The sequence below is a fragment of the Levilactobacillus suantsaii genome (assembly GCF_004115745.1).
Taxonomy (GTDB): domain Bacteria; phylum Bacillota; class Bacilli; order Lactobacillales; family Lactobacillaceae; genus Levilactobacillus; species Levilactobacillus suantsaii.
The window spans coordinates 100,410-125,553 of the sequence record NZ_QXIL01000004.1 but is presented as its reverse complement, the minus strand read 5'-3'; the positions used below and the strand labels follow the sequence as shown (position 1 = coordinate 125,553).

Genomic DNA, 25,144 nt, shown 5'->3' with positions numbered 1-25,144 from the left:
AGGGAGTAAACGAGATGCCAGAATTACCAGAAGTTGAAACGGTCCGCCGGGGGTTGACCGAACTGGTCGGCGGCGCGCAGATTGACCACGTGGCGGTCTTTTACCCCAAGATGGTCACCCCCGACGCCGAAGTTTTTACGGCCGAACTGATTGGCCGTAAGATCGAAAAAATCGACCGGCGGGGCAAGTATTTGCTCTTCCGCTTTAGCGGGGATTTGACCATGGTGTCGCATTTGCGGATGGAAGGCAAATACGACGTGCAACCTGAAGGGAGCCCCGTGACCAAGCACACCCACGTGATCTTTTATTTGCAGGATCACCGGGAGTTGCGTTACACGGATACCCGTAAGTTTGGCCGGATGCGGCTGGTCAAGACCGGCACGGAAGCCGAGGCGATGCCGTCGCTAGCTAAGATGGGCCCCGAACCCACGGCCGACACGTTGACGCTCGACTACATGCGCCAGATTTTTAGCAAATCGCGCAAGGTCATCAAGCCGTTTTTGCTGGACCAATCCCGGATTGCCGGTTTGGGCAACATTTACGCCGATGAGGTCTTGTGGTTATCAAAAATCAACCCGTTGACGCCGGTCAATACGGTCAGTGATGCGCAATTGGCCACCTTACGAGAGGCTATCATTGCCGAAATCAAGAAGGCCATCGCCGGGCATGGCACCACCGTGCATTCCTTTTCGACGGCCTTTGGCGAGGCCGGGCAATTCCAAAACGACTTGCACGTCTATGGTCGAGAGGGCGAACCCTGTGACCGGTGTGGGACCGCCATTGTCAAGATTAAAGTGGCCCAACGGGGAACGCACTATTGTCCGCACTGCCAACCATTGCCTCCGGGCGCTGAGGAGCTGATCGCCGATGACTAAGGTCTGGGGGTTGACTGGAGGCATCGCGACCGGGAAGTCGACCGTGAGTGCGTGGCTTAAGGCGGATGGCATTCCCATCATCGATGCCGATGTCATTGCTCGAATCGTAGTGGCGCCGGGGACTTCCGGGTTACGCCAAATCGTGGCGACCTTTGGTTCGGATTATCTGCAAGCTGACCAGACGTTGAACCGGCACAAACTTGGACAATTGGTGTTTCATGACCCGGCCGAATTAGCCCGATTGACCACCATTACGACCCCGTTGATTCAAAGAGAAATCAAGCGGCAGTTAGCCGCGTATCGAGCGCAGCGGGCCCCATTGGTGGTCATCGATGCCCCCACTTTTTTTGAGGTGGGTTACCTACAGTCGTTGGTCGACGGGGTTCTGGTCGTGACCACGACTTTGCCCCGGCAACGTGAGCGGTTGATGGCCAGAGACCACTTGTCAATCGCTGACGCGCAGGCGCGCATCGACCGGCAGTGGCCGCTTGCCCGTAAGGTGGCGTTGGCCGATGTGGTCATCGACAATGACGGTGACATTACCCAAACGCGTCAACAAGTGGTAAAATGGCTTGACGCAACTAAAAAGTAAACCGCGTTGTGTCGGCACCTGGCTCGACCGACGTGACTATTAACCAGTGAAAGTAAAAATGAGGTGACCAATTATGCAGTGTCCGCACTGTCATCACAATGGCTCCCGGGTCGTGGATAGTCGTCCGACCGACGATGGCCGCGTGATTCGACGTCGTCGGGAGTGCGAGAGCTGCGGCTTTCGGTTCACGACGTTTGAACGCGTGGAAGTGACCCCGTTACTCGTCATCAAGAAAAACGGGACACGCGAAGAATTTAACCGGGAGAAAATCTTACGGGGAATCATCCGTTCGGCCGAAAAACGGCCGGTGGGGATGGACGCCATGGCTAAGATTGTCGACGAGGTCGAAAATAAGGTTCGGGGGTTGGGGGTCAACGAGATCTCCAGCCAAGTGATTGGCGAATACGTGATGAACCGCCTAGTCGATGTCGACGAAATTGCCTATATCCGCTTTGCCAGTGTTTACCGGCAATTCAAGGATACTGGCGTTTTCTTCAACGAACTTAAAGATATTTTGGATAAGGATAAGTTAAAAAAAGATCAGCAAGATCAAAATCACCACTCAAAGGGGCAAAGTGAGGCGAAATAGGCATGGAGGATTCTTGGCATCAACTGAGTCCGAAAACGGGTTTTATCGTCCGGTTGGCCGATCGTTTAACGGAGCAGAGCTGGCAGACGTTGAGCCAACTCTATCAGCCCGTGATCGGGCCGCTAGCCGCTGCGGCGTTTAGCGGCCTCTTTTGGTTACCCAAACGGACGCACTTGCACCGGCACGCGGTGTTACTCGCGACGCTTGGGGTGGACCTGGCGCATTTTTATGCGGCCCGAATTCGTTTGGAAGCGACCGGACTACTGACGACCACGGTCGAAACGACCAACGACCTCCAAACGTTTAACTACACGTTGCACGCACCGTTGGCACCGGTGGACTTCTTAAAAGATGACCTGCTGAGTGTGCAGTTGTTGGACGCCGTTGGGGATGATTTCTATCAGGAATTGGTCAACCAAAATAAACCGGCTGCCCCGGTCAAAGGACAAGACATCACCAAGACCTTCTTGGACGTCTTTCAAGTGGTTGGTGGGGAACTCAAGCAACTGCCCAACACCATCACCAGTAGTCGGGACCGCTTGACTACGGCCAAGTCGACGGCGCCGGAAATTGGAACGAATGCCGCGGACTTCGACCTGCAACTCTTAGGGGAAATCTTGGCGCACTCCTACGTTGACCCGCAGTCCGTGCAGGCGCACCGGCAGTTATTCTTAACGGAGCACGCTACCTACGGCATGGATGAACCGACCATGGCGCGCTTCATTGGGGAAGCCACCAATCTGGCTACCAATCAGTTCGACCCAGAGCAGTTCAAACGCCTAATCGTGAAGCAATTTGGACAACAACACCGCGGGCAATTGGCGCCAACCGCGGCGACTAGTGCGGCCACCAGTGCCGCACCGGCCCAAGCGGCTGATACTACGGCGGAAGCGAAAAACAACCAACACCTGTTGAAAGCGGCGACGTCCAAGACACCCACTGACTTCTTAGCTTCAATCAAGGAGCAGACCGGTGGTTTTGTGACCAATGGCGAGCAACGAATCGTTCAGGATTTGACGAGTCGGCACCTGTTTTCGCAGGGCGTTTTAAACCTGATGATTTACCATGTATTGGTCGATGAAGATCGCCCCACGCTGAACAAGAATTTGTTGGACACGATTGCCAACGACTGGAGTAAAGCCGCTATTCAGACACCTGAACAGGCGGTGGTCAAGATTCAGACGCGCAAACAAACGACCCAACAAGCCAAGACCCGACGCCGGAACAGTTACCGGCAGGGGACCGGGGTGACCGAGACCCTACCGGATTGGGCCCAAAACCCCGAAATTACGAAAAAGGCGGCGTCTACCAAGCTAACCGCTAAACAACAGGCGGACTTAAAAGCGCGGATTGCCCGCTTTAAGCAACGACCCCACGGAAAGGAGGAGTCCTAAATGGAAGATGTGAGTAAGAGCCTCCAGGACCTGATGAACCAACGGAATTTGACTAAAAACTATCAACAGTTGATGGCGAAGGTTGCCAAAGATCCTGAAGTCACGGCTTTCATTCAGACGCACCAAGCTGACTTGGCCCCCGACGTGTTGACCCGTTCGGCGGCGAAAATTTACGAGTTCGTAACGGAACGTGATAAGGTCAAAGCCGGCAAAGATATCTTTGCAACGGGGTATGAACCCCGGTTGATTGTGGCTGACCATTTGTTAGACGTGGCGTACGTGCCGACCCAGGGCACCCAAGAAAAGCAGGCGGCTCAACAGTTGCGGCAACGTGTCCGCTCAATTGCCATGCCTAAAAGTATTCGGGCGGCGCGCCTGGATAATTTCGACAATGATGGCCCCCGAATGGAAGCCTTTTTGGGGGCGATGGACTTTATTGAAAGTTACGAAGACCACCCCCACCAACGCCACCAAGCCCTGTATTTGACGGGGAACTTTGGTGTCGGTAAGACCTACTTGTTGGCCGCCGTGGCGCACCAACTGGCGACGGATGGCTACTCCACCACTTTGGTGCACTTTCCCAGTTTTGCAGTTGAGATGAAAAACGCCATTGGGAAGGATGGTGTTGGTGATAAACTGGACGCCATTAAAAAAGCGCCGGTGCTGATGATTGACGATATTGGGGCCGACGCCATGTCGGCCTGGATTCGCGACGACGTGTTGGGCGTCATCTTGGAATACCGGATGCAAGAGGAGTTACCGACCTTTTTCAGTTCGAATTTCTCGATGGCCCAACTCGAAAAAGACCACCTGCGCATCTCGACGCGTGGGGACGACGAACCCTTGAAGGCCCAACGATTGATGCAGCGGATTCGCTTTTTAGCGCGGGAAGTAACGATGTTAGGCACCAACCGCCGGCCACAATAAATTTACGACTTCTCCTTGACAATCGTCAGGGGCGAGTGGTTCAATAGACGTATTGAAAGAGGAAATGCTTAACAAGAGACACGACATGACCGCGTTTGTTTCCAGGAAGAGGATGCCTTGATTGGAAGCGTCCTTAAACAACCGGTGAGGTTACCGCTCTTGATGCAGCCGAAAGGAAATTTTCGGTCGGGCCGTCCCGTTATCGACGATTAGAGTTCACGGGGCGGAGTCTCGTGAAAAAGATCGGGTGGAACCACGTTATTGACGTCCCCAGTGTCCTTATTGGATACTGGGGACTTTTTTTATGGGCCACCCTAAAAACAAAGGGAGATCTGATAGTATGGCAGATGTTTCAATTAAATTCCCAGACGGCAAGGTACAGGCTTTTGCTGAAGGGACAACGCCAGCTGACGTTGCCAAGTCAATTTCAATCAGTTTAGCTAAGAAAGCCGTTGCGGCGAAGTACAACGGTGAATTGGTGGACTACCTGACCCCATTAAAGGGCGATGGTGCGATCGAAATCGTGACCAAGAGTGACGCTGATGGTTTAAAGGTCTTACGGAACACCGCGGCCGCTTTACTGCGGATTGCCTTGAAAAAGGACTTCCCCGCAATTCGGTTAGGTGTTGCGAGTGCCGAAGATGATGGCTTTTACGTCGACACCGATAAGGATGACCAACAAGTCAGCGCCGACGAACTGGATGCTTTGGCCGTGGTTATCGAAAAGTTAGCCAAGGACAAGCTGGATATCGAACGGATCTCCGTCAGCAAGGCCGACGCCTTAGCCCAAGTTAAGGACGACCCATTCAGCACGGCCTTAGTCAACGCCGTTTCCGGTGACGAAGTGCCCTTCTTAAAGATTGGCGATTACCAAGTCTTAAGTGACGGGGCCCAACTGGCTAACACCGGTGACGTCAAGCACTTCAAGCTCTTGTCCGTTGCCGGGGCTTACTGGCAAGGCAAGTCTTCTAACCCAATGCTGCAACGGATTTACGGGACGGTCTTCTTCAAGGATGCCGACTTAAAGGCCGACTTAGAGAAGCGCCAAGAAGCGCGTGAACGCGACCACCGGGTCATTGGGAACCAACTCGACTTGTTCTTCGTGGATCCCAAGGTCGGTGCCGGCTTACCTTACTGGATGCCCAACGGAGCCACGATTCGGCGGACCATCGAACGTTACATCATCGACAAGGAAGTCGCCAACGGGTACCAACACGTGTACACGCCAGTCTTAGCTAACCTGGATCTTTACAAGCAATCCGGTCACTGGGCCCACTACCGCGACGACATGTTCCCACCAATGGACATGGGTGATGGCGAAATGTTGGAATTACGGCCAATGAACTGCCCAAGCCACATTCAGATTTACAACCACCACATCCGTTCCTACCGTGAGTTGCCATTGCGAATTGCTGAATTAGGGATGATGCACCGGTACGAAAAATCTGGTGCTTTGAGTGGTCTGCAACGGGTTCGGGAAATGACGTTGAACGACGGCCACACCTTCGTGGCGCCAGACCAAATCCAAGACGAATTCAAGAAGATCTTGAACTTAATGGTTAAGGTTTACGATGATTTCGACATCAAGGATTACACGTTCCGGTTAAGCTACCGTGATCCAAAGAACACGGAAAAGTACTTTGACGATGATGAGATGTGGAACAAGGCACAGACCATGTTGAAGGGTGCCATGGATGACCTGCACTTGGACTACGTTGAAGCCGAAGGGGAAGCCGCCTTCTACGGTCCGAAATTAGACGTTCAGACCAAGACGGCGATGTGCAACGAAGAAACGTTGTCGACCATCCAGTTAGATTTCATGTTGCCAGAACGCTTCGATTTGCACTACGTCGGCGCCGATGGTGAAGAGCACCGGCCGGTCATGATTCACCGGGGCTTGGTCTCCACCATGGAACGCTTCACGGCTTACCTGACGGAAATCTACAAGGGGGCCTTCCCAACCTGGTTGGCGCCGAAGCAAGTCACCATCATTCCGGTTTCCGAAGAAAAGCACGGCGCTTACGCCGATAAGTTAGCCGCTCAACTCCGGGCAGCTGATATCCGGGTCAACGTCGACAAGCGGGGCGAAAAGATGGGTTACCTGATTCGTGACGCACAGACGCACAAGATCCCGTACACGTTAGTTGTTGGGGAACAAGAAATGGCTAACAACAGCGTGTCTGTACGGAAGTACGGGGAAGACGATGCAACGGCGATGGCCAGTGATGCCTTTATGAAGGAAATTCTCGCTGATATTGCTTCATATAGCCGTGAAGAGTAGGAACGATTTAACACTTTGGCCGTAAGTGCGGTCCATGCCAGGCAACCAAGGTGAGGGCCAGGGAGTCGTCGTTTCGACTGATAAACTTAATTGCCAAGAGACGGTTGACAGAACCAACTTGTCTTGATATGATGGTTAAGTTGAGAAATTAAGCAGAGGCTGCCGCTTCTCGCCTAGTGATAATGACATTGCTGGGCTGGATACGTACGTTAATCCCATTTTTGATGGGATTCCTTGCGGGAGCCGTTTGATTATCATCAAAGGTTCCCGCATTTTTTGTCTCATGTCATTCTCAAGAATTATTTTGGAGGTGGATTACCATAGCAAACGACACGATTGTCAACGAGGGAATTCGCGCACGCGAAGTTCGGTTGATTGCCGGCAACGGTGACCAATTGGGTATCAAATCCAAGCGAGACGCTTTGCGGATCGCCGAAGACGCGAACCTCGATTTAGTTTTGGTTGCACCGAAAGCTAAGCCACCGGTAGCTCGCATTATGGACTACGGGAAGTATCGTTTCGAGCTGCAAAAGAAGCAACGTGAAGCTCGAAAGAAGCAAAAAGTGGTCAGTGTGAAGGAAGTGCGACTCAGTCCAACCATTGATACGAACGACTTTAACTTCAAGCTCAAGAACGCTAAGAAATTCTTAGCGAAGGGTGAGAAGGTCCGGGTTTCGATCCGCTTTAAAGGGCGGGCCATTACCCATAAGGATATTGGTCGTGAAGTATTAAACCGAATGGCTAAGGAAACTGCTGACGTGGCCACGATTGAACAACGGCCAAAGATGGATGGCCGGAGCATGTTTCTCATGCTCGCTCCCATCACAGAGAAAAAGTAAGAATTGATGCGGTAATCCTGGTGGTTACCGACACAAGGAGGAAATTTCGTACTATGCCAAAGATGAAGACCAACCGTGCCGCAGCTAAGCGTTTCAAGGTAACTGCTAAGGGCGGAATCAAGAGTGCCAACGCGTACACGTCTCACCGTTTCCACGGTAAGACCAAGAAGCAACGCCGGAACCTTCGTGGGACCCGGATGATGGACCAAACGACGATCAAGACTTACCGGAGTTTATTACAAAAGTAAGCGGTCGTTAAAAATTTCGGGTTGACGAATTATCGTCGCCATAATGTTTGAATTGATTTAGGAGGAAAAGATTATGCCACGAGTTAAAGGCGGTACTGTTACACGCGCACGGCGCAAAAAGGTTTTAAAATTAGCTAAGGGTTACCGGGGCTCCAAGCACCGTTTATTCAAGGTTGCTAAGGACCAAGTTCGCAAAGGTTACCAATACGCATTCCGTGATCGGAAGGCCACGAAGCGTAACTTCCGTAAGCTTTGGATTGCCCGGATCAACGCCGCAGCCCGGATGAACGGTCTGAGCTACAGCAAGTTGATGCACGGTTTGAAGTTAGCCAACATTGACGTTAACCGGAAAATGTTAGCCGACTTGGCAGTGAACGATGCTGCTGCTTTCACGGCCTTGGCTGATCAAGCTAAGGATGCATTGGCTGCTTAATTCAGCTGATGGAAAAGACTTCGCTGACTGTCAGCGGGGTCTTTTTTACTAATGCGAGAGAAACAGTTCCAACCAATTATCGTTCTGATCAAAACTGGTCGAAAAGTCCAAAGGGGTCAGAGTAGCCAAAACGCAGGAGAATGCGTATAATGTAGTGCTAGATATTGGTGGAACGAAGGGAGGCACACCCGCATGGTTGTTGGATTAAAACCAACGTGGATGGTCACGAATATTTACGATTTGACCCCCAAAGATTTACGGGCACATGGTATCAGAGCGGTGCTGACCGATTTAGACAATACACTGATTGCGTGGAATAACCCGGACGGCACGCCTGAGTTACGCCACTGGCTCAATTTACTGGAATTAGCCGGTATCAAAGTCATCGTGGTGTCGAACAATAGTCGCCGGCGGGTAGACCGGGCGGTGGCCCCGTTCAACTTACCTTACGTTCACCGCGCGTTAAAACCGCTGACCGTGGGGATGCATCGGGCGTTACGCCGGTGGCATTTACGTCGCGACGAAGTCATTATGGTTGGTGACCAATTGATGACCGATATCTGGGCAGCCAACCGTAGCGGGATTCGCAGCGTGTTGGTCAAGCCGATTCTGAAATCGGACGCCTGGGTGACCAAGGGCAACCGCCTAATGGAAAAGTTCGTGATGTGGCGGTTGCGGCATCGTTATCCGAAATTAACTTGGCAGGAGGATCTGCATGAACGAAAAACACATTGAACCCGTTCTCGTTGACGGGGAACCGTTGCGCTGCATTGGCTGTGGCGCAGTGATCCAAACAACGGATAAGACGGCGCCGGGCTATACCCCGCAGTCGGCTTTGGCGAAGGGCATTGACAACCAAGAAGTTTATTGTCAACGCTGCTTTCGCTTGCGGCACTATAACGAGATTGTCCCGGTCGGTCTGACCGATGACGATTTTCTGCGCCTTTTAACTCAAATTCAAGACGCCAACGCCCTGATTGTTTATGTGGTGGATATTTTCGACTTTAACGGGAGCTTGATTCCGGGACTCCACCGGTTCGTGGGGGATAACCCCATCCTACTGGTCGGGAACAAGGAAGACTTGTTGCCGAGTTCGCTGCGGCGCTCGAAGTTACGCGACTGGCTGCGCCAACGGGCAAATGAAGCGGGATTACGACCCCTGGACGTTACGCTACTTAGTGCCAAGACCAATCAATCCGTCGACCACTTGTTAGAGCTGATCGATAAGTACCGGGGCGACCGGGACGTGTACGTGGTCGGGGTCACCAATGTGGGGAAATCTACGCTGATCAACCAGATCATCCGACAGAATACTGGGAAACGCGATTTGATTACCACGTCGCGCTTCCCGGGCACCACGTTGGATAAGATTGAACTGCCCTTAGACGACGACCACGTCTTAGTCGATACGCCGGGAATCATTCAAAATCAGCAGATGGCTCACTTCTTAACGGGCAAGGATTTGAAGATTGTGACGCCACAAAAGCAAATTAAGCCGAAGGTCTACCAGTTGAACGACCAGCAGACGCTCTTCTTAGGGGGCGTGGGGCGGTTCGATTATAATCAGGGCCCTAAGGCTGGGTTTACCGCCTACTTTGAAAATAATCTGTACATTCACCGCACCAAGTTAGAAAACGCGGCCGACTTCTATGACCGGCAGTTAGGCCAACTTCTGACGCCTCCCGAAGCAGACAACACCGACTTTCCACCGTTGACGGCCCACCAGTTCAAGACTACGGTCAAAAGTGACCTGGTTTTTGAAGGGTTGGGTTGGATTACGGTTCCGGCCGGGGTCAACGTGACGGGTTGGGCACCTGAAGGGGTTGCCGTGTTGTTACGCCGCGCAATGATTTAATATAATGGAGGAAAATAATTTGTTACGAGGGAAGCAGAAACGCTACTTACGGGCGCAAGCTCATAGTTTACGGCCTATCTTTTCGGTCGGGAAGAACGGGTTAACACAGGTTTGGCTCGACCAACTGACCGGGGCACTCGAAAAACGGGAATTGATCAAAATCAACCTGCAACAAAGTGCTGAAGCTACGGTGGCCGAGACCAAGACCTTCATTGAAACCAACACCGATATCCAAGTCGTCCAAACGATTGGACGGGTCTTGGTGTTGTACCGGCCCGCAACGGCGGCCGAGAACCAACGCTTTTCACCGGTTGTCGAAGAAATGTAAGGGAGGCTGAGCAGCGTGGTTAAGATTTCAGAGCGCACGAGCACCCAGGTCGTCACCCAAATGACCGCTACCGCCAAAAAACGGCGTATCGGCATTTTGGGTGGGACGTTCAATCCACCACACCTGGGGCACCTCGTGATTGCTGATCAAGTGGCGACGCAACTCGGCTTGGATCAGGTCTTATTTATGCCCGACGCTGAGCCGCCGCACGTGGACCGCAAGTTGACCATCCCGGCAACTGACCGGGTGGCCATGGTCCGTGCGGCGATTGCGGATAACCCCCAGTTCAACTTGGAATTGACCGAGGTGAACCGTGGTGGTCGCAGTTACAGCTACGATACCATGCGCCAGCTGACGCAACAGCACCCCGAAAACCAATATTACTTCATTATTGGGGGCGACATGGTCGCTTATTTGCCGAAGTGGTACCGGATTGACGACTTAGTCAAGCTGGTCCAGTTTGTCGGCGTTTGCCGGCAGGGGTACGCCCACGAATCGCCGTACCCGGTTTTATGGGTCGATGTGCCTAATATTGGGATTAGTTCGACCATGATTCGACAACGGGTGCGCAATAATCAATCGATTCGATATCTGGTTCCCACCATGGTGGACTTATATATAAAGGAGCATCTGTTATATCGTGACTGAATTAACGTATACGCAGCAGCTGTTTCCGGGCACGCGTACGGAACTATTGGCCAAGATCAAGGCCCAATTAGATGATGCGCGCTACCAACACGTATTACGCGTGGAGCAAACGGCCATTCAGTTGGCTCAGGCTAACGACGTTGACGTGGAGCATGCTAGTATCGCGGGCTTGACCCACGATTACGCTAAGCAGCGCCCGGACCAAGACTTTATCGACGCCATTCATCAGTACCGATTGACCACCGATTTATTAGACTACGGTAACGCCATCTGGCACGGTGTCGTGGGAGCTGAGTTCGTCAAACGTGAACTCGGCGTGACCGATGAAGACATCTTAAATGCTATTCGCCACCACACCACGGGAGCAGAATACATGACCCCGTTGGAACAAGTGGTCTATATGGCCGACTTTATCGAATCTGCCCGGAATTTTCCGGGGGTCGACCGCGCTCGCGAGTTGACGGCTCAGCAACTGCAACTCGGGGTGACCTACCAGTCTAAGCACACGCTGGCTTATTTGGTCAGTCAGGGTCAGCCCATCTATCCGCAGTCGATTTTGGCGTATAACGCCTGGATTCGCCGTTATCCCAACGTTTGAGAGGAGAACAAAAACTATATGGAAAGTAAAGCACTATTAGAAATTGCGGTGAAGGCCGCCGAAAGCAAACGGGCCGAAAACATGGTCGCACTAGACATGCAAAAGGTCAGTCTGATGGCTGACTACTTCCTCATCATGGAAGCTAACTCCAGTCGGCAGGTCAAAGCCATTGCTGACGAAATCAACGACCAAATGGCTGCTAACGACGTCCAGATTCGGGACATCGAAGGTAAGGACAATGCCAGTTGGATCCTATTGGATTTAGGTGACGTGGTCGTCCACGTCTTTCAAAAGGAACAACGGGCCCACTACAATTTGGAAAAGCTGTGGGGTGACGCGCCGCTCGTTGACCTCAGCGATTGGGTCGAAGCGTGATCTACCAGTCTTTCGCCCAGCTTTACGATGAGTTATTCGATCCAGCCATGTACACCCAATGGCTGGATTTTGTGGCCTCACGGGTCGACCCGGCTAGCGGCAACTTGCTGGATCTGGCCTGTGGCAGTGGTCGTTTAGGCGTCCAACTAGCCCAGCGTGGCTACCAGGTTAGTGGCTTGGATTTGTCCGAAGAAATGCTGGCGTTGGCCGCAGAGCACGCTGAAGAGGCCCAGGTGACCTTCCCGTTGATGGCGGGAAACATGTTGGACTTGCAGGATATCGGGCAGTACCAGACCGTGACCTGTTTTGCCGACTCATTTTGCTACCTAACGGACCTAAACGAATTGACCCAGGCTTTCACGCAAATCCACGACCACTTGCAGGTTGGCGGACAGTTTTTGTTTGACGTCATCACGCCATACCAAACGGATGACGTCTACCCGGGGTACATGTATAATTACGTTGACGACCACCGGGCTTTTCTCTGGCAAAGTTATGGCCTCGAAGATGAGGCCCACGCGGTCGAACATGAGTTGACCTTTTTTACTCAGGATCAAGGCGATGAGGCTTATCGGAAAGTGACGGAACTTCACCATGAACGGACGTACGAATTAGCTGATTATCGGCGCGCCTTGGCGCAAGCTGGCTTAACTTTACAACGGGTCAGTGCTGACTTTGGCCAACAACCGATTGACGACCACACGACCCGGTGGTTCTTTGAAGTGACGCGGGAGGCGTAAGCATGACGTTACAAGCAGCGGGCATTATCGCTGAATATAATCCGTTTCATAACGGGCACGCTGACCAACTTCGTCGTGTCAAGGCCACGACTCACGCAGACGTCTTAGTGGTCGCCATGAGTGGTAACTGGGTCCAACGCGGGGAACCGGCGTTACTGGATAAGTGGCAACGCACCGAACTGGCGTTAGCGGGTGGAGCCGATTTGGTCATCGAACTACCGACCGCCAGTGCCCTGCAACCGGCTCATTTGTTTGCGGCCGGCGGCGTCCAGGTACTTGCCGCGTTAGGTTGCCGGTGGTTAGCCTTTGGCACTGAACACCCCGATTTGGATTATGACCGGTTGATGGCTCACCTGCCCACCGATCCGACGACGTTCAAACGTTTTGATCAGACTTACGCCAGCCTCTTTCAGGGCTATTTGCGTGAGCAGACCGGCATCACCCTGAACGCGTCGAACGACATCTTAGGCTTCTTCTACGCGTTGGCGAACCGCCGGCAGGGAGACCCGTTGACGCTGTTACCCTTAGCGCGGCGGGGCAGTCAACACACCGACCAAACCATTGCGGCCGATACGGCCTTTGCCAGTGCCAGTGCGATTCGCACGGCGGCACTAGCTGGAGATTGGGCTGCCGTGGCGCCGGTGGTGCCCCCAGCGACCCTGGAGCGGCTCCAAACCAGTCAATTGACCAGTTGGGCCGACTTCTGGCCATTATTGCGCTATGAGCTGGTTAGCGGGGCTGTGAGCGATTTGCACCAGTTGTATCAGCTATCGGAAGGCGTTGAGTACCGCTTGAAGCAGGCCGCACTACCGGCGACAAGCTTTGCGGGCTTCATGCACGCGGTGAAGACCAAGCGCTACACCTACACCCGCTTACAGCGGCAGGCTGCATCGGTGTTGCTGCAGACTAAGCCAGCCGAGATGCTGACCGGCCCGCAGTACTTGCGGGTCCTGGGCTATCGCACGGCGGGGCGTCACTATCTGCACCAAATCAAGAAGAGTGTGACGCTGCCAATCGTGAGTCATTCCGACCGGGATTGGCAACGCGGGGTCGGTGCTCTCGATGATCGGGCGGGCAACGTCCGCACGCTAGTGACCGGTATCGCACAGGATAACGGTCGGGTGCCGGTCGCGTTTCCCGATTCTCCGGGACTATCAAGGAAATTCCCTTGACATCAAATCTGTTGACAGGTATAATTTATCACGTTGCATTGGAGGGATAACGATGAAATGGTCGTTGACCGAGTTACGTAAGACCCACCGCAATGACCCGCTGACCTTTGAGGAGACGTTAGATTTAACGGCTGATTTGAAGGCTCGGTACGGAGATGAGGTCTTAGATCTCAGTCCGGTGAAGACGAAGGGCTTAGTGTCCGTCGTTTCCGGGGGAGATGTGGTGGTCGTCGCGCAGGTCAAGGCGGTCCTAACGGTACCGTCAAGCCGGTCTTTGACACCGGTGAAGCTACCAGTTGATTTTCAAATGACTGAGTACTATGTCGCGGACGCCGCCGCAACGCAACGGTTTGAGAAGACCGATGTTGTGATGGTCGTCCCCGATGGCGTGATTGATTTTAACAAAGCCGTCGGTGATAACCTTATTTTGCAGATTCCAATGCACATTCTGTCTGACGCTGAGAAACAGGGTTCCGCAATGCCTGAAGGGCAGGACTGGCAAGTTGTCAGTGAAGCGGATCTCGATCAGGTCGAGGCGGAACATCAATCAGTTGATCCACGTCTTGCAAAGCTCAAAGACTTCTTCCCTGATCAGGATGATAAGTAGTCACTTTGTAAGCCTTAAAAATTTTTTCACTAGTGGATAATTTTAATTAAAGGAGGTGTTTTCTTTGGCTGTACCAGCACGGAAAACGTCTAAGACGAAAAAGCGGATGCGTCAGGGTCACATTAAGTTGAATGTCCCTGGCTTGACCCCTTGCCCAAACTGTGGAGAATTACGTAAGTCTCACATGGTTTGCCCAAGCTGTGGCTTCTACGATGGCCGTCAGGTCGTTGCAACGAAGAACGCAAGCAACAACTAAACCAAACGAAAAACTCCCATGAAGTCCGCGGCTTCTGGGAGTTTTTTGGTTCTTGGTCAACCAGTGTTGATGAGGCGTTTTAGCGGAATCCAGTTCATTTTCGAATAGAGTTCCTTTTCTTTATGGTCATAAATCATTGACATAGCGTTTGTTTTTGCGTCGCTTAATAACGTCACCGGGTAAGTGCTAATATTAAGAAATACAGCTTTCTATTGATGCCAGGACTGGCGTTTTTCAGAAATACGAAGGGAAAAATGAGATATATTTTTTAATTATTTTAGGCTTACTTTATTTGGGGGCGATGATTTTGTAGAACTACTAAGATATAAATTAGCTCCTTAAAGCTGGTCACGCAAGTTAAGAAAAAATAGAAAAAACAGGAGGAAATCTTAGCTAATTCCATTGGGATTCGTGGTACACTGAGGGTATTGAAAGTTAGGGTAGCATAAGTATTTTTGAGCTAGGGCATAACTTGAAGAAGGAGCGGGTCACATGCTACGAATTCATTTCAATTGGCGGTTTTATCGCAATTTAAGCTTTTACATATTTTTGCTGTGGGTCGTTTTAGCATTGATTGTTTTGCGCCATGGCGATATCTTGGGTGGTTTAGTTTTTGTTTTGGCCATGCTGGCCCAAGCTGGAGACGCGTTTACCGATTGGGATAATCACGAGTCTCACCTGACGCAATCGCACGCTAAGTCGTTAAAAACAGGCGAATCGGGGAAATTCAGCGGAAAATAAGCAGTGGCATCGCACTCGTTCTTAAGACGAATGGGCCGCCAATTTTTAGGGTACTTGATTACCCGATGATGGTGAACGACCATCTTTTTGACATAGCATAAAGCCAAGACAACTCAAAAGGGAACGAGAAATTTGATTTCTCGTTCCCTTTGATGGTTTATCATGAATTAATAGGATTATTTAGTGAAGTCGACAACCATCCGGCCAACGATCGAGTTAGCTTTCATTTCATCGATGATGTCGTTGACTTCATCCAACCGCCGGGTTTGAACGATTGGGTGAACCTTGCCTTCAGCACCGAACTGGAAGGTTTCGGCTAAGTCTTGCCGGGTCCCGACTAAGGAGCCACGTACAGAGATACCGTCTAGGACCGTCTTAGCGATGTTCAGTTGCATGTCACCTTGTGGTAAGGCCACGGCAACTAACTTGCCATCGGGACGTAGCGCGTTAACAGATTGGGTAAAGGCGTCGGGCGTAACGGCCGTGATTTGAGCGTTGTTAACGCCGCCGACTTTTTCTTGAATCTGTTCAGCCACATTGTTGTCGTGCCGGTTGATTAAGACCTCGGCACCATCTTTCTTAGCCGCAGCTAATTTGTCGGGGTTCCCATCAACGGCAACCACGTGAGCACCGAAGACGTTGTGGGCGTATTGAACGGCTAAGTTCCCTAAGCCCCCACAGCCAACGACTTCGACCCATTGACCGGGTTTCGTTTCACCGACCTTTAAGGCCTTGTACATGGTCACCCCAGCACAGGTGAGGGAAGTGGCTTCAACGGGATCCAAGCCTTCTGGGACTTTGACCGCGTAGTTAGCGTCCACGATGCATTCTTCCGCCATCGCACCGTCAACCGTGAAGCCGGAGTTTTTAACGTTGCGGCACAACGTTTCCCGACCGGTCAAGCAGTATTCACAGTGGCCACAGCCCTTAAAGAACCAAGCAATGGAAACCCGGTCACCAATCTTCAAGTTGTCCACGTCGTCAGCGACTTGGATGACCCGACCGACACCTTCGTGCCCAATAATCCGGCCTGGTTGCTTGCCAAAGTCACCGGCAGCTACGTGTAAGTCGGTGTGACAGAGACCACAATATTCCATCTTGACTAAGGCTTCACCGTGGGTGATTGGCCGTAAGGTAACATCCTTAATATCAACATACCCATCAACAGAATCGCGAATAACAGCAGCTTTCATGAAAAGAACCCCTTTTCTTTTTTGTCTACAGTCCTAGTATACTTAAAAAGTGAGCAAATTCAAGTGAAAAAATGAACAATAAATAAAAAACTTAGTGCCCCTGAATGAATGCGGGCCAATACGGCCGCATAACAAGGGGAGTTGAGTTTCCTGTCTTGTGAAAGAAAACGTTTTCTGAACCTTTCAAAATAACAAAAAAATTGTATGCAACCGGTTGCTGTTTCGCGGCTTGCTCATTAATTACGCTAAATTGAATTCTCTCAGAAGGGTGATGTAAAAGCCGCACAATTAGAGTGAAATATGATAAAATTAAATATTGGAATGAATCACGGTTGTTCGCGGAATTAATGAGTATTGGCTTCCCGAACACAGCTAAATCGCCCTAGAGGAGTTAAAGAGTAATGAGTCGAATTTTAATTATTGAAGATGAAAAGAATCTCGCTCGTTTCGTGGAGTTGGAACTCAAGCACGAAGGATACGACACGAACGTGCAATTTAATGGTCGCACGGGATTGGACGCAGCGTTGTCCCAAGACTTCGACGTCATCTTATTAGACCTGATGTTACCCGAACTGAACGGTATTGAAGTGGCTCGGCGGGTACGCGAAATGAAAAGTACGCCTATCATTATGATGACGGCCAGAGATTCCGTGATTGACCGAGTATCCGGTTTAGATCACGGTGCCGATGATTACATCGTTAAGCCCTTTGCCATCGAAGAACTGTTGGCCCGCGTCCGGGCGTTGCTCCGGCGGATTCACCTTGAAGGTGAACAGAAGAGCACTAAGCAGACAACAGTCAAGTTCAAGGACCTGACCATTGAAAAAGAAAATCGCATCGTGCGCCGCGGCGACGAGGTCATCAATCTGACCAAGCGGGAATACGAACTTCTGCTAGCGTTGATGGAAAACGTCAACGTGGTTTTGGCTCGAGACGTGTTACTCACCAAGGTGTGGGGCTACGAGTCCGAAGTCGAGACTAACGTGGTGGACGTGTACGTCCGGTACTTACGCAACAAAATTGATGTCCCTGGCCAGAAGAGCTACATTCAGACGGTCCGGGGGACGGGGTACGTGATGCGTTCATGAGAGAACCCGATGTTGAAACGGAAGCACCGCAAAAAGCGGCCTTCCGTTTTTCCTTAAAGTGGAAGTGGACGATTGCCACGACCGCGGCGGTTTTGGTGATTTTTAGCGTCATTGCCATCCTGATTTTCAACAGTTTTATGACGGTTTTGATGCGTCAGGAGCGCAGTCACGTCAATGATACCTTGAACGTGGTAATCGAAAAACTTGAGACCCAAAGTCAAGACTTGGATAGTCAAAGTGTGAATAGTCTGTTACGGCCTAAGGCGGTTACGTTCCAACAGGGCAAAGACCCCCGCACCCCGTACAACAACGCCGTGATTACTAGTCTGGCGCGTGACAGTCAGACCGTTGTGGTCTACAATCGTGCCGGCCAGCAGTTGTTCAGTAGCCGTGATACCCCGAACGTGACCTTCAAGGCCGCGACAAAGCAACACGTTCGATCCCAAAGGGTTCAAAACGGCCCCGGCCTGATTGGTCGCGCGCCTATCCATTCGAAGAAAAATAACCGCACGATTGGATACGTTCAGGTCGTCGATACCTTGCAAGATTATCGTGAGACCCGGACCACTTTGATTCAGGTGGTTATCGTACTGGGCTTGATTGCGGCGTTGGCCGCGGCGGTCCTTAGCTACATTTTAGCGTCGTTTCTCTTGCGACCCATCGACGCGATTCGTGAAACCATCGATGCGGTGCGCGACGACCCACAAACGGATCAACGGGTTCCCGAATCTAAGCGAAGCGATGAACTGGGCGACTTGACGGAGCTGTTGAACGACATGATTGACACCACGCAACGCTACATCGACCAGCAACAGCAGTTCGTCGAAGATGTGTCCCACGAGTTGCGCACACCGGTGGCCATCATTCAGGGCCACATGGAGATGCTCGACCGGTGGGGCAAGGACGACCCAGAAGTCCTGAACGAATCGATTCAGGCTTCGTTACAAGAGACCAAGCGGATGAAGAGCCTGGTCCAAGAGATGCTCGACTTGCAACGGGCCGAACAAATCGAAATCACCTTTACCAACGACGTCACCGACGTCACCGAAGTGGTCAACCAAGTCTACGACAACTTCAAGATGATTCATCCGGACTTCATCTTTATCTTGGATGACGATGTCCACGAGACGGTTCAAGCGCAGATCTACCGCAATCACTTGGAACAGATTTTGATTATTCTGCTGGATAACGCGGTGAAATACTCCACCACGCGCAAGGAAGTCCACTTGTCCTACGAACGCGACACGCGCAACGTGGAAATCGCGGTCCAAGACTTCGGGGAAGGCATCTCGCAGGCCAACCGTGAACGGGTCTTCAACCGGTTCTACCGGGTCGATAAGGCGCGTTCCCGGACTAAGGGTGGTAACGGGTTAGGCTTGTCGATCGCTAAACGGTTGATTGAGGGCTACCACGGGAACATCACGATTGAGAGTGCCGTGGGCCACGGCTCGGTCTTCCGCATCTCATTACCGATTTTGTCGGCCAAAGCGGCGAAAACACTCGAACGTAAGAAACAACAGGCCCAAGCTGCTAATAACGGGATTCCGGGCATCAAGTCCGAGTTGCTAGAAGATGCGCCTAAAGACGATACCAATCACGATACGTCCCCCAAGGACTAATCACCTGCGTGAAAATGATGAAATTGGGGATTTAGCGGGTTTAGTACCTGAAATTGTTAGCTGCATAAATATAGAAAATGAACGGCCACATGTCAGTAGTTTACTGAGGTGTGGCCGTTTTTATCGGGGAACGTTAACGGTGATGGCCGGTTGACGAATAAGGGTGAGACTTATAGTATTAAGATTGAAAAGTCAACAGGTCAGAAGGTGTTAGGGTAAGGGGGTTGACGTTACAGTCAAAGGAGGTGGTAGCCCACCCGTGACGAGTCCAGACTCGTCAGCAAACGGTGCTCGCATTTTTTGAAAACTGGGGATGATCAATTAATGGTGAAGCGCAGCAACCATAAAATTGCTGGTATAAGGAGAGATTCACCTTGGAACAACAAGATATACATAGTCTGAGCAAGCAAGAGTTGCTCGACGCGTTAGCCATTTTAAGTCGGGGATTCAACATGTACGCCCAGACCCTTCAAAAAAGAAATCAGGATCGGTCCAGTTGGCAGGCCCGTTTGGGACAACAAGCCCATGAAAAATATCAAAAGGGCTTTTGGACGGTCTTTGGTGTGCTAATGGTTCTTTTCTATATGATGGTGTTCAGGGAAGATGGCTTTTTTACAGGTATTTTTCAGAGCTTCATCGTTTGTCTGGTAATCGTAGGACTACCGGCACTATGTTTCCGAATCAAAACAAAGTACGTGGCGGATGAGGTCAACCGCCTGCTGCCCAAGAGTCAGGGGTGGCAGCGAGTCCTAGCGGTGGACAACCAAAAGATCAATCAAGCGAACACCAACTTGAAGCGCTTAGGTACGGCGTTCAACTATCCGGCAAAGTACCTTTATTACGGGTACCCATCACGGCTGTACGACATCGTGTCCGTCGGTCGCGCCGATGACTTGAAGGAAGCGCTCAACGCTTTAGAAGACGATCTTTATCATGATAAAATGATTAGCAAGGCGGACTCCATTTACGAATCGAGTCATCAAGCCGAGATCAACGCCCGCGCGGCCAAAAATTGGGCCATCGCGTCGACGATTTTTGCGGCCAGTGCCAGTTACAATTCTTCACGCAATAACGATTAGTCAAGCACGTCAAAAAACGGTCACCCGTTCTCCAAACACGAGAACGGGTGACCGTTTTAAGTATCAAGTTATATGATTAGTGGTGATGTTGTTGCTTACCCGCGTTCCGATTTCGGTTGCGGTTGTGCGTGTGAGTCTCCGCGGCGGCCTGTTCGGGCTTAGCCGCTGGTTTGACTGGCGTTGGCATGACGGGTGCCGGTTGGTCCTTCATCTTTTCCTTAATTTCGCGGCGAATCCGTGGCCGATAGAAGTTGATGATCAACGTTTGCAGGCAGGCGAAGAGGCCCCCGACGAAGAAGTATAACCCTAATCCGGCTGGTGAATTCATAGTGAAGAAGAGAATCATCACGGGTGAGAGAAGCAAGGTGTAGCGCATTTGTTTCTTTTGTTCCTGTGGCAACCCCAACATGGAGAGGTAACTTTGTAACAGGTAGGACAGGAAGGACAATAACGCTAAAATCCAACTCGCCTTTCCCAGCGGGATGTTCATGAAGACCGCTTTAGACAATTCCGGAGAGTAGCGAATCGCGGCGTACAGAGCGGCAAAGATTGGCATTTGGATCAGGAGGGGTAAACACCCGATTCCACCAGTCATGCTGATACCGTTATTGCGGTACAACGCCATCATGGCTTGCCCCGCGGCGGCTTGTTCTTCCTGGGTCTTGGCGGCCTTTTGTTGTTTCTGTAAGGCGGCCATTTGTGGCCGAATCATCGAGATCTTTTCCTGTTGAATCGTGGCGTTGCGCATTTGCTTGACCATGATTGGCAAGAGGACCATCCGGACGATCACGGTCAAAATGATAATGGCCCAACCATAGCTGCCAGAAAAGATGCTGGCCAGCCAGTCCATCACGTGTTGGCCGGGGACGGCGAGGTAGTCGTAGACGAACCCGTAAGGCTTACCGTTCTTGGTTTGGACACAGCCACTTAGGACCAGTGCCAACCCCGCTAAGGCGGCGGTAGCCGAAAATTTCTTGGAGATTTTCATGTGTTTTCTTGAACCCCTTCATTAGTTAACAATGGGCGACGTGACCGTCCCCATGCGGCGTAAACGCCGTGAACACCCAACATATTACTTGATTTGGCGGGCTTTTTCAAATAATTATTGAAAAATCAGTAAAGCGGTGGACGGGCAAGTCCGTCACGGCCAAATCGACGACGTCAATCCAGGGCGACGCTTGTGGATGTTGGAGTGCCGTTTGAAACTGTGCGAGTTGCTCGGCACTGCCGCTAGCCACCACGGCGACTTGGCCGGAGCGCAGGTTCTGCACGGTGCCGGTTACCCCGAGGCGACGGGCAATCTGGACCGTCGTCCAGCGAAAGCCAACGCCCTGGACCCGCCCCGAAATCACGAAACGTTGCGTTTGCACGTCAAGGCCCCCTTTAAAAAAGTTTATATCTATCATACAGCGGTCGTCCCGGTCTGCCTAGGGATATGGTAGAATTAACCTAAAATTGAAAATAGGGGCAACTAACGGTGAGAGAAAAAATTACATCAAGTCAAAACAAACGGGTCAAGCAGTGGCGGGCGTTGACCACCAAAAAGGGCCGCAAGCAGACCGAAACTTACCTATTAGAGGGGTGGCATCTGGTCCAGGAGGCCATCAAAGCCAAGCAAGCGTTAACGGCCATCATGGGGACCGCCGAACAATTGACGGCCCACGCGGCGGTCTTCCCCCCCGACGTGGCGACCTTTGAATTAACGGACAGCATCGCCAAGACCATCGGCGATGCCAACACGCCACAGGGCATCTTTGCCACGGCACCCTTGGCGGAGACGACTTCGGTCGACCCACAGGACGCGCAGGGCGGCTGGCTCTTTTTGGATCAGGTCCAAGACCCGGGCAACATTGGTACCATGGTCCGGACCGCTGACGCCGCGGGCTTGACCGGCGTGGTCTTTGGACTGGGGAGCGCCAGTCGCTACCTGCCTAAAGTCTTACGGTCGATGCAGGGCAGTCAGTTTCATATTCAGTTAGTTGAAGATGATTTGCATGAGTGGATTCAAACCTTTACGGCCCGGCATTTGCCGGTCTACGGGACCAACTTAGATCCTCAGGCTAAGGACTATCGCGACGTTTCGCCGCTAACGGCAGGGGCCATCGTGATGGGTAACGAAGGTAACGGCATGGCCCCCGACTTGCAGCAACTGACCACGCGCAACCTCTATATCCCCATCAAAGGGCAGGCGGAATCATTGAACGTGGCTGTGGCCGCTGGAATCGTTATGTTTCAACTATTTGGCTAAATTCTATAAGAAATGATTAATCCCCGGGAAAACGGGGCGTTTTGATTGCATTTTGGCCAAAAGGCATTAAGATATACAGTAACTATAAGATTGAGTTTTTAGCTTTAAATTTAAAGGAAAAGGAAGCATTCTATGACCAAACTGACATGGCGTGATGACCCCGAGTATCTGGCACTTGTTTCTGATTTGTTGGCCAAAGAGCCGGTCCAACGACTGGCGAATTACACACAACATCACCATTCAAACCGCTTGGACCACTCCATTTCGGTTTCGTACAACAGTTACCTGATTGCTAAACGGCTGCATCTAAACGTCCGGGCGACCGCTCGGGGTGGCTTATTGCACGATTTATTTTACTATGATTGGCGGACCACGAAGTTCAACTTGGGTTCCCACGCCTTTATCCATCCCCGGGTCGCGCTACGTAACGCGGAGAAATTAACGGACTTAAGTCCGATGGAAAAAGACATTATTTTGAAGCATATGTGGGGCGCCACGCTGGCCGTGCCGAAGTACCGGGAAAGCCTGATTGTGTCATTGGTGGATGATTACGAAGCCATCCACGAGTTTTCCGGTCCAGCGCGGCAGCACGTTCACACGTGGCTGGCAAAAGGAACGCCCAACGCTTAACGTTTAAGCCGTTCGGGTGGAATAGGAGGCGAAATTGCTGATGCAAATGATGACATCTTTAAACTCGTCACCGGTGGACTTTACCCTGTGTCCCCGCTTCGAACGGACTTTTTCCTTTTTAGGGAAGAAGTGGAACGGGCTCATCATCGATGTCCTGTTACAGGAGGGGCCGCAACGTTTTCGGGACCTCGCCCACAACATCCCGCGCTGCAGTGACCGGGTCCTAGTCGAACGACTCAAGGAACTGGAAGCTAACGGCGTGGTCCTCCGGCAGACTTATCCGGATAATGCGTTGATCGAGTACCGCTTGACCCCTAAAGGCCAAGAATTGCAGGGTGTGATGACTGCGGTTCACGCATGGTCCGATAAGTGGTCGTGTGAAGACGACCAGAAGTAGTTGACAGGTTTTCAAAAAACCGTTACCCTTAAAACGATATCAATTAACTTAAAAACGATGACAGAAAAGTAGTAACCGGGCCGTTTTGCCAGGGAGGGTCGTTCACGATTGGAAGATGACCTCGAAGCGGACACGGTGAATTCAGTTCTCGAGTTGTGGCCGGGATTTACATCCGTAATGAATGGCCCACCGGTGAGTGACCGTTATCACGTCTGAGTGTGGCGACGCAATGAGTCGCTGAATCAGGGTGGTACCGCGAAGCGCTTCGTCCCTCTTTAGTGAGGGACGGGGCTTTTTTGTGGCCTCATCTGCGGATTGGGATAAGACAGAAATGGAGGATATGAGATGTCGTTAAAAGATAAATTAACTGCGTTGCGACAGCAGGGGTTGGCCGATATTGAACAGGCCACGGACCTCAAGGCTGTCAACGAGATTCGGGTGCACCTGTTAGGCAAGAAAGGCCCCATCACCGAGGTGCTGCGGGGGATGCGCGATTTAGAGGCTAGTGAACGGCCCGTAGTCGGTGCCTTTGCTAACGAGGTGCGCGATGACTTGACCACGGCGGTGGCTAACCGGCGCGAAACTTTAGAGAACGCGGCGTTGAACGCCCGTTTGGCTAAGGAAGCGCTGGATGTGACTTTACCAGGGACCCCAGTGGCAAAGGGTGAACCGCACGTGATCCAACAGATCATCGACCAAATTGAAGACTTGTTCTTAGGCATGGGCTACCAGGTCTTGAGTGGCCCCGAAGTCGAAGAGGACAAGTACAACTTTGAAATGATGAACTTGCCGAAGGACCACCCGGCCCGCGACATGCAGGATACGTTCTACATCACCAAGGAAATCTTGATGCGGACGCAAACCTCACCAATGCAGGCGCGGACGTTAGAGAAGCACGATTTCTCGCAAGGCCCATTGAAGATGATTTCTCCGGGAGTCGTTTATCGCCGGGATACCGATGACCCGACGCACTCCCACCAGTTCCACCAGGTTGAAGGCTTAGTCATTGACAAGCACGTGACCATGGCGGACTTGAAGGGGACCTTACAAGTCTTGGCCCATGAGCTATTTGGTGACAAGTTCGACGTACGGTTACGGCCAAGCTACTTCCCGTTTACGGAACCTTCCGTCGAAGCCGATATCACCTGCTTTAACTGTGGTGGTAAGGGCTGCAGCGTCTGCAAGCAGACCGGCTGGATCGAAGTCTTAGGGGCCGGCATGGTGCACCCGAACGTCTTGAAGATGGCCGGCGTCGATCCCGACGTTTACGGCGGGTTTGCCTTTGGGGTGGGCCCCGACCGCTTCGCCATGCTGAAGTACGGGGTGGACGACATCCGGAACTTCTACTTAAATGACGTTCGCTTCCTCACCCAATTTACCAAGAAAGGATAA

The 25,144-nt window shown here is 51.8% G+C and carries 30 protein-coding genes; 27 read left to right on the top strand and 3 right to left on the bottom strand.

Annotation, left to right across the window (positions count from 1 at the left end; all coding sequences use genetic code 11):
• Positions 1-14 precede the first annotated feature (14 nt).
• The 20 genes from mutM to DXH47_RS03425 all read left to right on the top strand — a co-directional run bounded on the left by mutM (position 15) and on the right by DXH47_RS03425 (position 15,498).
• Positions 15-875 carry a bifunctional DNA-formamidopyrimidine glycosylase/DNA-(apurinic or apyrimidinic site) lyase gene (gene mutM / locus DXH47_RS03520; protein WP_129031703.1) on the top strand — a complete coding sequence of 287 codons (861 nt, stop codon included), beginning with the start codon at positions 15-17 and terminating at the stop codon, positions 873-875.
• The gene (coaE, locus tag DXH47_RS03515) at positions 868-1,467 is read left to right on the top strand and encodes a dephospho-CoA kinase (RefSeq protein ID WP_129031702.1); all 600 of its coding nucleotides are present in this window, start codon (positions 868-870) and stop codon (positions 1,465-1,467) included. The genes mutM and coaE overlap by 8 nt, the downstream gene beginning before the upstream one ends.
• A 73-nt stretch (positions 1,468-1,540) precedes the next feature.
• Positions 1,541-2,056: a transcriptional regulator NrdR gene (gene nrdR / locus DXH47_RS03510; protein WP_129031701.1), complete on the top strand. Its 516-nt coding sequence runs from the start codon at positions 1,541-1,543 to the stop codon at positions 2,054-2,056.
• A gap of 2 nt (positions 2,057-2,058) precedes the next feature.
• Complete coding sequence (locus DXH47_RS03505) at positions 2,059-3,450, top strand: replication initiation and membrane attachment family protein (RefSeq protein ID WP_129031700.1); 1,392 nt, start codon at positions 2,059-2,061, stop codon at positions 3,448-3,450.
• Positions 3,451-4,377 (top strand): primosomal protein DnaI, encoded by a 927-nt coding sequence (gene dnaI, locus DXH47_RS03500; protein WP_129031699.1) that lies wholly within the window; start codon positions 3,451-3,453, stop codon positions 4,375-4,377.
• A gap of 340 nt (positions 4,378-4,717) precedes the next feature.
• A complete protein-coding gene (gene thrS, locus DXH47_RS03495) occupies positions 4,718-6,658 on the top strand; it encodes a threonine--tRNA ligase (RefSeq protein ID WP_129031698.1) in 1,941 nt (646 codons plus the stop codon).
• Between the two features lie 335 nt (positions 6,659-6,993).
• Positions 6,994-7,497: a translation initiation factor IF-3 gene (gene infC / locus DXH47_RS03490; RefSeq protein WP_225423485.1), complete on the top strand. Its 504-nt coding sequence runs from the start codon at positions 6,994-6,996 to the stop codon at positions 7,495-7,497.
• A 53-nt stretch (positions 7,498-7,550) separates the two neighbouring features.
• Positions 7,551-7,745, top strand: coding sequence for a 50S ribosomal protein L35 (gene rpmI, locus DXH47_RS03485; RefSeq protein ID WP_024746525.1), 195 nt, complete (start codon positions 7,551-7,553; stop codon positions 7,743-7,745).
• A 73-nt stretch (positions 7,746-7,818) separates the two neighbouring features.
• Positions 7,819-8,178 (top strand): 50S ribosomal protein L20, encoded by a 360-nt coding sequence (gene rplT, locus DXH47_RS03480; protein WP_129031696.1) that lies wholly within the window; start codon positions 7,819-7,821, stop codon positions 8,176-8,178.
• 192 nt (positions 8,179-8,370) lie between these two features.
• Positions 8,371-8,913, top strand: a complete 543-nt coding sequence (locus DXH47_RS03475) for a YqeG family HAD IIIA-type phosphatase (RefSeq protein WP_129031695.1) — start codon at positions 8,371-8,373, stop codon at positions 8,911-8,913.
• Positions 8,894-10,033, top strand: coding sequence for a ribosome biogenesis GTPase YqeH (gene yqeH, locus DXH47_RS03470; RefSeq protein WP_129031694.1), 1,140 nt, complete (start codon positions 8,894-8,896; stop codon positions 10,031-10,033). Before DXH47_RS03475 ends, yqeH begins: the two co-directional genes overlap by 20 nt.
• Before the next feature lie 4 nt (positions 10,034-10,037).
• On the top strand, positions 10,038-10,361 hold the full coding sequence (gene yhbY / locus DXH47_RS03465; RefSeq protein ID WP_129031693.1) for a ribosome assembly RNA-binding protein YhbY: 324 nt from the start codon (positions 10,038-10,040) through the stop codon (positions 10,359-10,361).
• 15 nt (positions 10,362-10,376) lie between these two features.
• Positions 10,377-11,009: a nicotinate-nucleotide adenylyltransferase gene (locus DXH47_RS03460; RefSeq protein ID WP_129031692.1), complete on the top strand. Its 633-nt coding sequence runs from the start codon at positions 10,377-10,379 to the stop codon at positions 11,007-11,009.
• On the top strand, positions 10,999-11,607 hold the full coding sequence (yqeK, locus tag DXH47_RS03455) for a bis(5'-nucleosyl)-tetraphosphatase (symmetrical) YqeK (RefSeq protein WP_129031691.1): 609 nt from the start codon (positions 10,999-11,001) through the stop codon (positions 11,605-11,607). Before DXH47_RS03460 ends, yqeK begins: the two co-directional genes overlap by 11 nt.
• Positions 11,608-11,625: 18 nt before the next feature.
• Complete coding sequence (gene rsfS / locus DXH47_RS03450) at positions 11,626-11,982, top strand: ribosome silencing factor (protein ID WP_129031690.1); 357 nt, start codon at positions 11,626-11,628, stop codon at positions 11,980-11,982.
• Complete coding sequence (locus DXH47_RS03445; protein ID WP_129031689.1) at positions 11,979-12,722, top strand: class I SAM-dependent DNA methyltransferase; 744 nt, start codon at positions 11,979-11,981, stop codon at positions 12,720-12,722. Before rsfS ends, DXH47_RS03445 begins: the two co-directional genes overlap by 4 nt.
• Positions 12,723-12,724: 2 nt before the next feature.
• Positions 12,725-13,894, top strand: coding sequence for a nucleotidyltransferase (locus DXH47_RS03440; protein ID WP_129031688.1), 1,170 nt, complete (start codon positions 12,725-12,727; stop codon positions 13,892-13,894).
• Between the two features lie 52 nt (positions 13,895-13,946).
• Complete coding sequence (locus DXH47_RS03435) at positions 13,947-14,501, top strand: DUF177 domain-containing protein (RefSeq protein ID WP_129031687.1); 555 nt, start codon at positions 13,947-13,949, stop codon at positions 14,499-14,501.
• A gap of 64 nt (positions 14,502-14,565) precedes the next feature.
• Complete coding sequence (gene rpmF / locus DXH47_RS03430) at positions 14,566-14,757, top strand: 50S ribosomal protein L32 (protein WP_129031686.1); 192 nt, start codon at positions 14,566-14,568, stop codon at positions 14,755-14,757.
• Positions 14,758-15,249: 492 nt separating this feature from the next.
• The gene (locus DXH47_RS03425) at positions 15,250-15,498 is read left to right on the top strand and encodes a hypothetical protein (RefSeq protein ID WP_129031685.1); all 249 of its coding nucleotides are present in this window, start codon (positions 15,250-15,252) and stop codon (positions 15,496-15,498) included.
• A gap of 176 nt (positions 15,499-15,674) precedes the next feature.
• Here DXH47_RS03425 and adhP read toward each other — a convergent pair whose 3' ends face one another.
• Positions 15,675-16,691 (bottom strand): alcohol dehydrogenase AdhP, encoded by a 1,017-nt coding sequence (gene adhP / locus DXH47_RS03420; protein ID WP_129031684.1) that lies wholly within the window; start codon positions 16,689-16,691, stop codon positions 15,675-15,677.
• Positions 16,692-17,092: 401 nt separating this feature from the next.
• Here adhP and DXH47_RS03415 point away from each other — a divergent pair, with 401 nt between their 5' ends.
• From DXH47_RS03415 to DXH47_RS03405, 3 genes are all read left to right on the top strand, one after another.
• On the top strand, positions 17,093-17,779 hold the full coding sequence (locus DXH47_RS03415) for a response regulator transcription factor (RefSeq protein WP_129031683.1): 687 nt from the start codon (positions 17,093-17,095) through the stop codon (positions 17,777-17,779).
• A complete protein-coding gene (locus DXH47_RS03410; RefSeq protein WP_129031682.1) occupies positions 17,776-19,398 on the top strand; it encodes a HAMP domain-containing sensor histidine kinase in 1,623 nt (540 codons plus the stop codon). The genes DXH47_RS03415 and DXH47_RS03410 overlap by 4 nt, the downstream gene beginning before the upstream one ends.
• Positions 19,399-19,772: 374 nt before the next feature.
• Entirely contained in the window at positions 19,773-20,477 is a 705-nt protein-coding gene (locus tag DXH47_RS03405) for a hypothetical protein (protein WP_129031681.1), read from the top strand.
• Between the two features lie 76 nt (positions 20,478-20,553).
• Here DXH47_RS03405 and yidC read toward each other — a convergent pair whose 3' ends face one another.
• Together yidC and DXH47_RS03395 are read right to left on the bottom strand one after the other, a co-directional pair.
• Positions 20,554-21,465: a membrane protein insertase YidC gene (gene yidC / locus DXH47_RS03400; RefSeq protein ID WP_129031680.1), complete on the bottom strand. Its 912-nt coding sequence runs from the start codon at positions 21,463-21,465 to the stop codon at positions 20,554-20,556.
• 106 nt (positions 21,466-21,571) lie between these two features.
• On the bottom strand, positions 21,572-21,847 hold the full coding sequence (locus tag DXH47_RS03395) for an acylphosphatase (RefSeq protein WP_129031679.1): 276 nt from the start codon (positions 21,845-21,847) through the stop codon (positions 21,572-21,574).
• 107 nt (positions 21,848-21,954) lie between these two features.
• Here DXH47_RS03395 and DXH47_RS03390 point away from each other — a divergent pair, with 107 nt between their 5' ends.
• From DXH47_RS03390 to pheS, 4 genes are all read left to right on the top strand, one after another.
• Positions 21,955-22,725, top strand: a complete 771-nt coding sequence (locus DXH47_RS03390) for a TrmH family RNA methyltransferase (protein WP_129031678.1) — start codon at positions 21,955-21,957, stop codon at positions 22,723-22,725.
• A 132-nt stretch (positions 22,726-22,857) separates the two neighbouring features.
• Positions 22,858-23,355, top strand: coding sequence for an HD domain-containing protein (locus DXH47_RS03385; protein ID WP_129031677.1), 498 nt, complete (start codon positions 22,858-22,860; stop codon positions 23,353-23,355).
• 40 nt (positions 23,356-23,395) lie between these two features.
• Positions 23,396-23,752 carry a winged helix-turn-helix transcriptional regulator gene (locus tag DXH47_RS03380; RefSeq protein ID WP_129031676.1) on the top strand — a complete coding sequence of 119 codons (357 nt, stop codon included), beginning with the start codon at positions 23,396-23,398 and terminating at the stop codon, positions 23,750-23,752.
• Between the two features lie 345 nt (positions 23,753-24,097).
• A complete protein-coding gene (pheS, locus tag DXH47_RS03375; protein WP_129031675.1) occupies positions 24,098-25,144 on the top strand; it encodes a phenylalanine--tRNA ligase subunit alpha in 1,047 nt (348 codons plus the stop codon).

Coding starts and splice junctions, on each gene's coding strand:
- mutM (WP_129031703.1), top strand. CDS start 15: ATGCCAGAATTACCAGAAGTTGAAACGGTCCGCCGGGGGTTGACCGAA.
- coaE (WP_129031702.1), top strand. CDS start 868: ATGACTAAGGTCTGGGGGTTGACTGGAGGCATCGCGACCGGGAAGTCG.
- nrdR (WP_129031701.1), top strand. CDS start 1,541: ATGCAGTGTCCGCACTGTCATCACAATGGCTCCCGGGTCGTGGATAGT.
- DXH47_RS03505 (WP_129031700.1), top strand. CDS start 2,059: ATGGAGGATTCTTGGCATCAACTGAGTCCGAAAACGGGTTTTATCGTC.
- dnaI (WP_129031699.1), top strand. CDS start 3,451: ATGGAAGATGTGAGTAAGAGCCTCCAGGACCTGATGAACCAACGGAAT.
- thrS (WP_129031698.1), top strand. CDS start 4,718: ATGGCAGATGTTTCAATTAAATTCCCAGACGGCAAGGTACAGGCTTTT.
- rpmI (WP_024746525.1), top strand. CDS start 7,551: ATGCCAAAGATGAAGACCAACCGTGCCGCAGCTAAGCGTTTCAAGGTA.
- rplT (WP_129031696.1), top strand. CDS start 7,819: ATGCCACGAGTTAAAGGCGGTACTGTTACACGCGCACGGCGCAAAAAG.
- DXH47_RS03475 (WP_129031695.1), top strand. CDS start 8,371: ATGGTTGTTGGATTAAAACCAACGTGGATGGTCACGAATATTTACGAT.
- yqeH (WP_129031694.1), top strand. CDS start 8,894: ATGAACGAAAAACACATTGAACCCGTTCTCGTTGACGGGGAACCGTTG.
- yhbY (WP_129031693.1), top strand. CDS start 10,038: ATGGAGGAAAATAATTTGTTACGAGGGAAGCAGAAACGCTACTTACGG.
- rsfS (WP_129031690.1), top strand. CDS start 11,626: ATGGAAAGTAAAGCACTATTAGAAATTGCGGTGAAGGCCGCCGAAAGC.
- DXH47_RS03440 (WP_129031688.1), top strand. CDS start 12,725: ATGACGTTACAAGCAGCGGGCATTATCGCTGAATATAATCCGTTTCAT.
- DXH47_RS03435 (WP_129031687.1), top strand. CDS start 13,947: ATGAAATGGTCGTTGACCGAGTTACGTAAGACCCACCGCAATGACCCG.
- DXH47_RS03425 (WP_129031685.1), top strand. CDS start 15,250: ATGCTACGAATTCATTTCAATTGGCGGTTTTATCGCAATTTAAGCTTT.
- adhP (WP_129031684.1), bottom strand. CDS start 16,691: ATGAAAGCTGCTGTTATTCGCGATTCTGTTGATGGGTATGTTGATATT.
- DXH47_RS03415 (WP_129031683.1), top strand. CDS start 17,093: ATGAGTCGAATTTTAATTATTGAAGATGAAAAGAATCTCGCTCGTTTC.
- DXH47_RS03410 (WP_129031682.1), top strand. CDS start 17,776: ATGAGAGAACCCGATGTTGAAACGGAAGCACCGCAAAAAGCGGCCTTC.
- yidC (WP_129031680.1), bottom strand. CDS start 21,465: ATGAAAATCTCCAAGAAATTTTCGGCTACCGCCGCCTTAGCGGGGTTG.
- DXH47_RS03385 (WP_129031677.1), top strand. CDS start 22,858: ATGACCAAACTGACATGGCGTGATGACCCCGAGTATCTGGCACTTGTT.
- DXH47_RS03380 (WP_129031676.1), top strand. CDS start 23,396: ATGCAAATGATGACATCTTTAAACTCGTCACCGGTGGACTTTACCCTG.
- pheS (WP_129031675.1), top strand. CDS start 24,098: ATGTCGTTAAAAGATAAATTAACTGCGTTGCGACAGCAGGGGTTGGCC.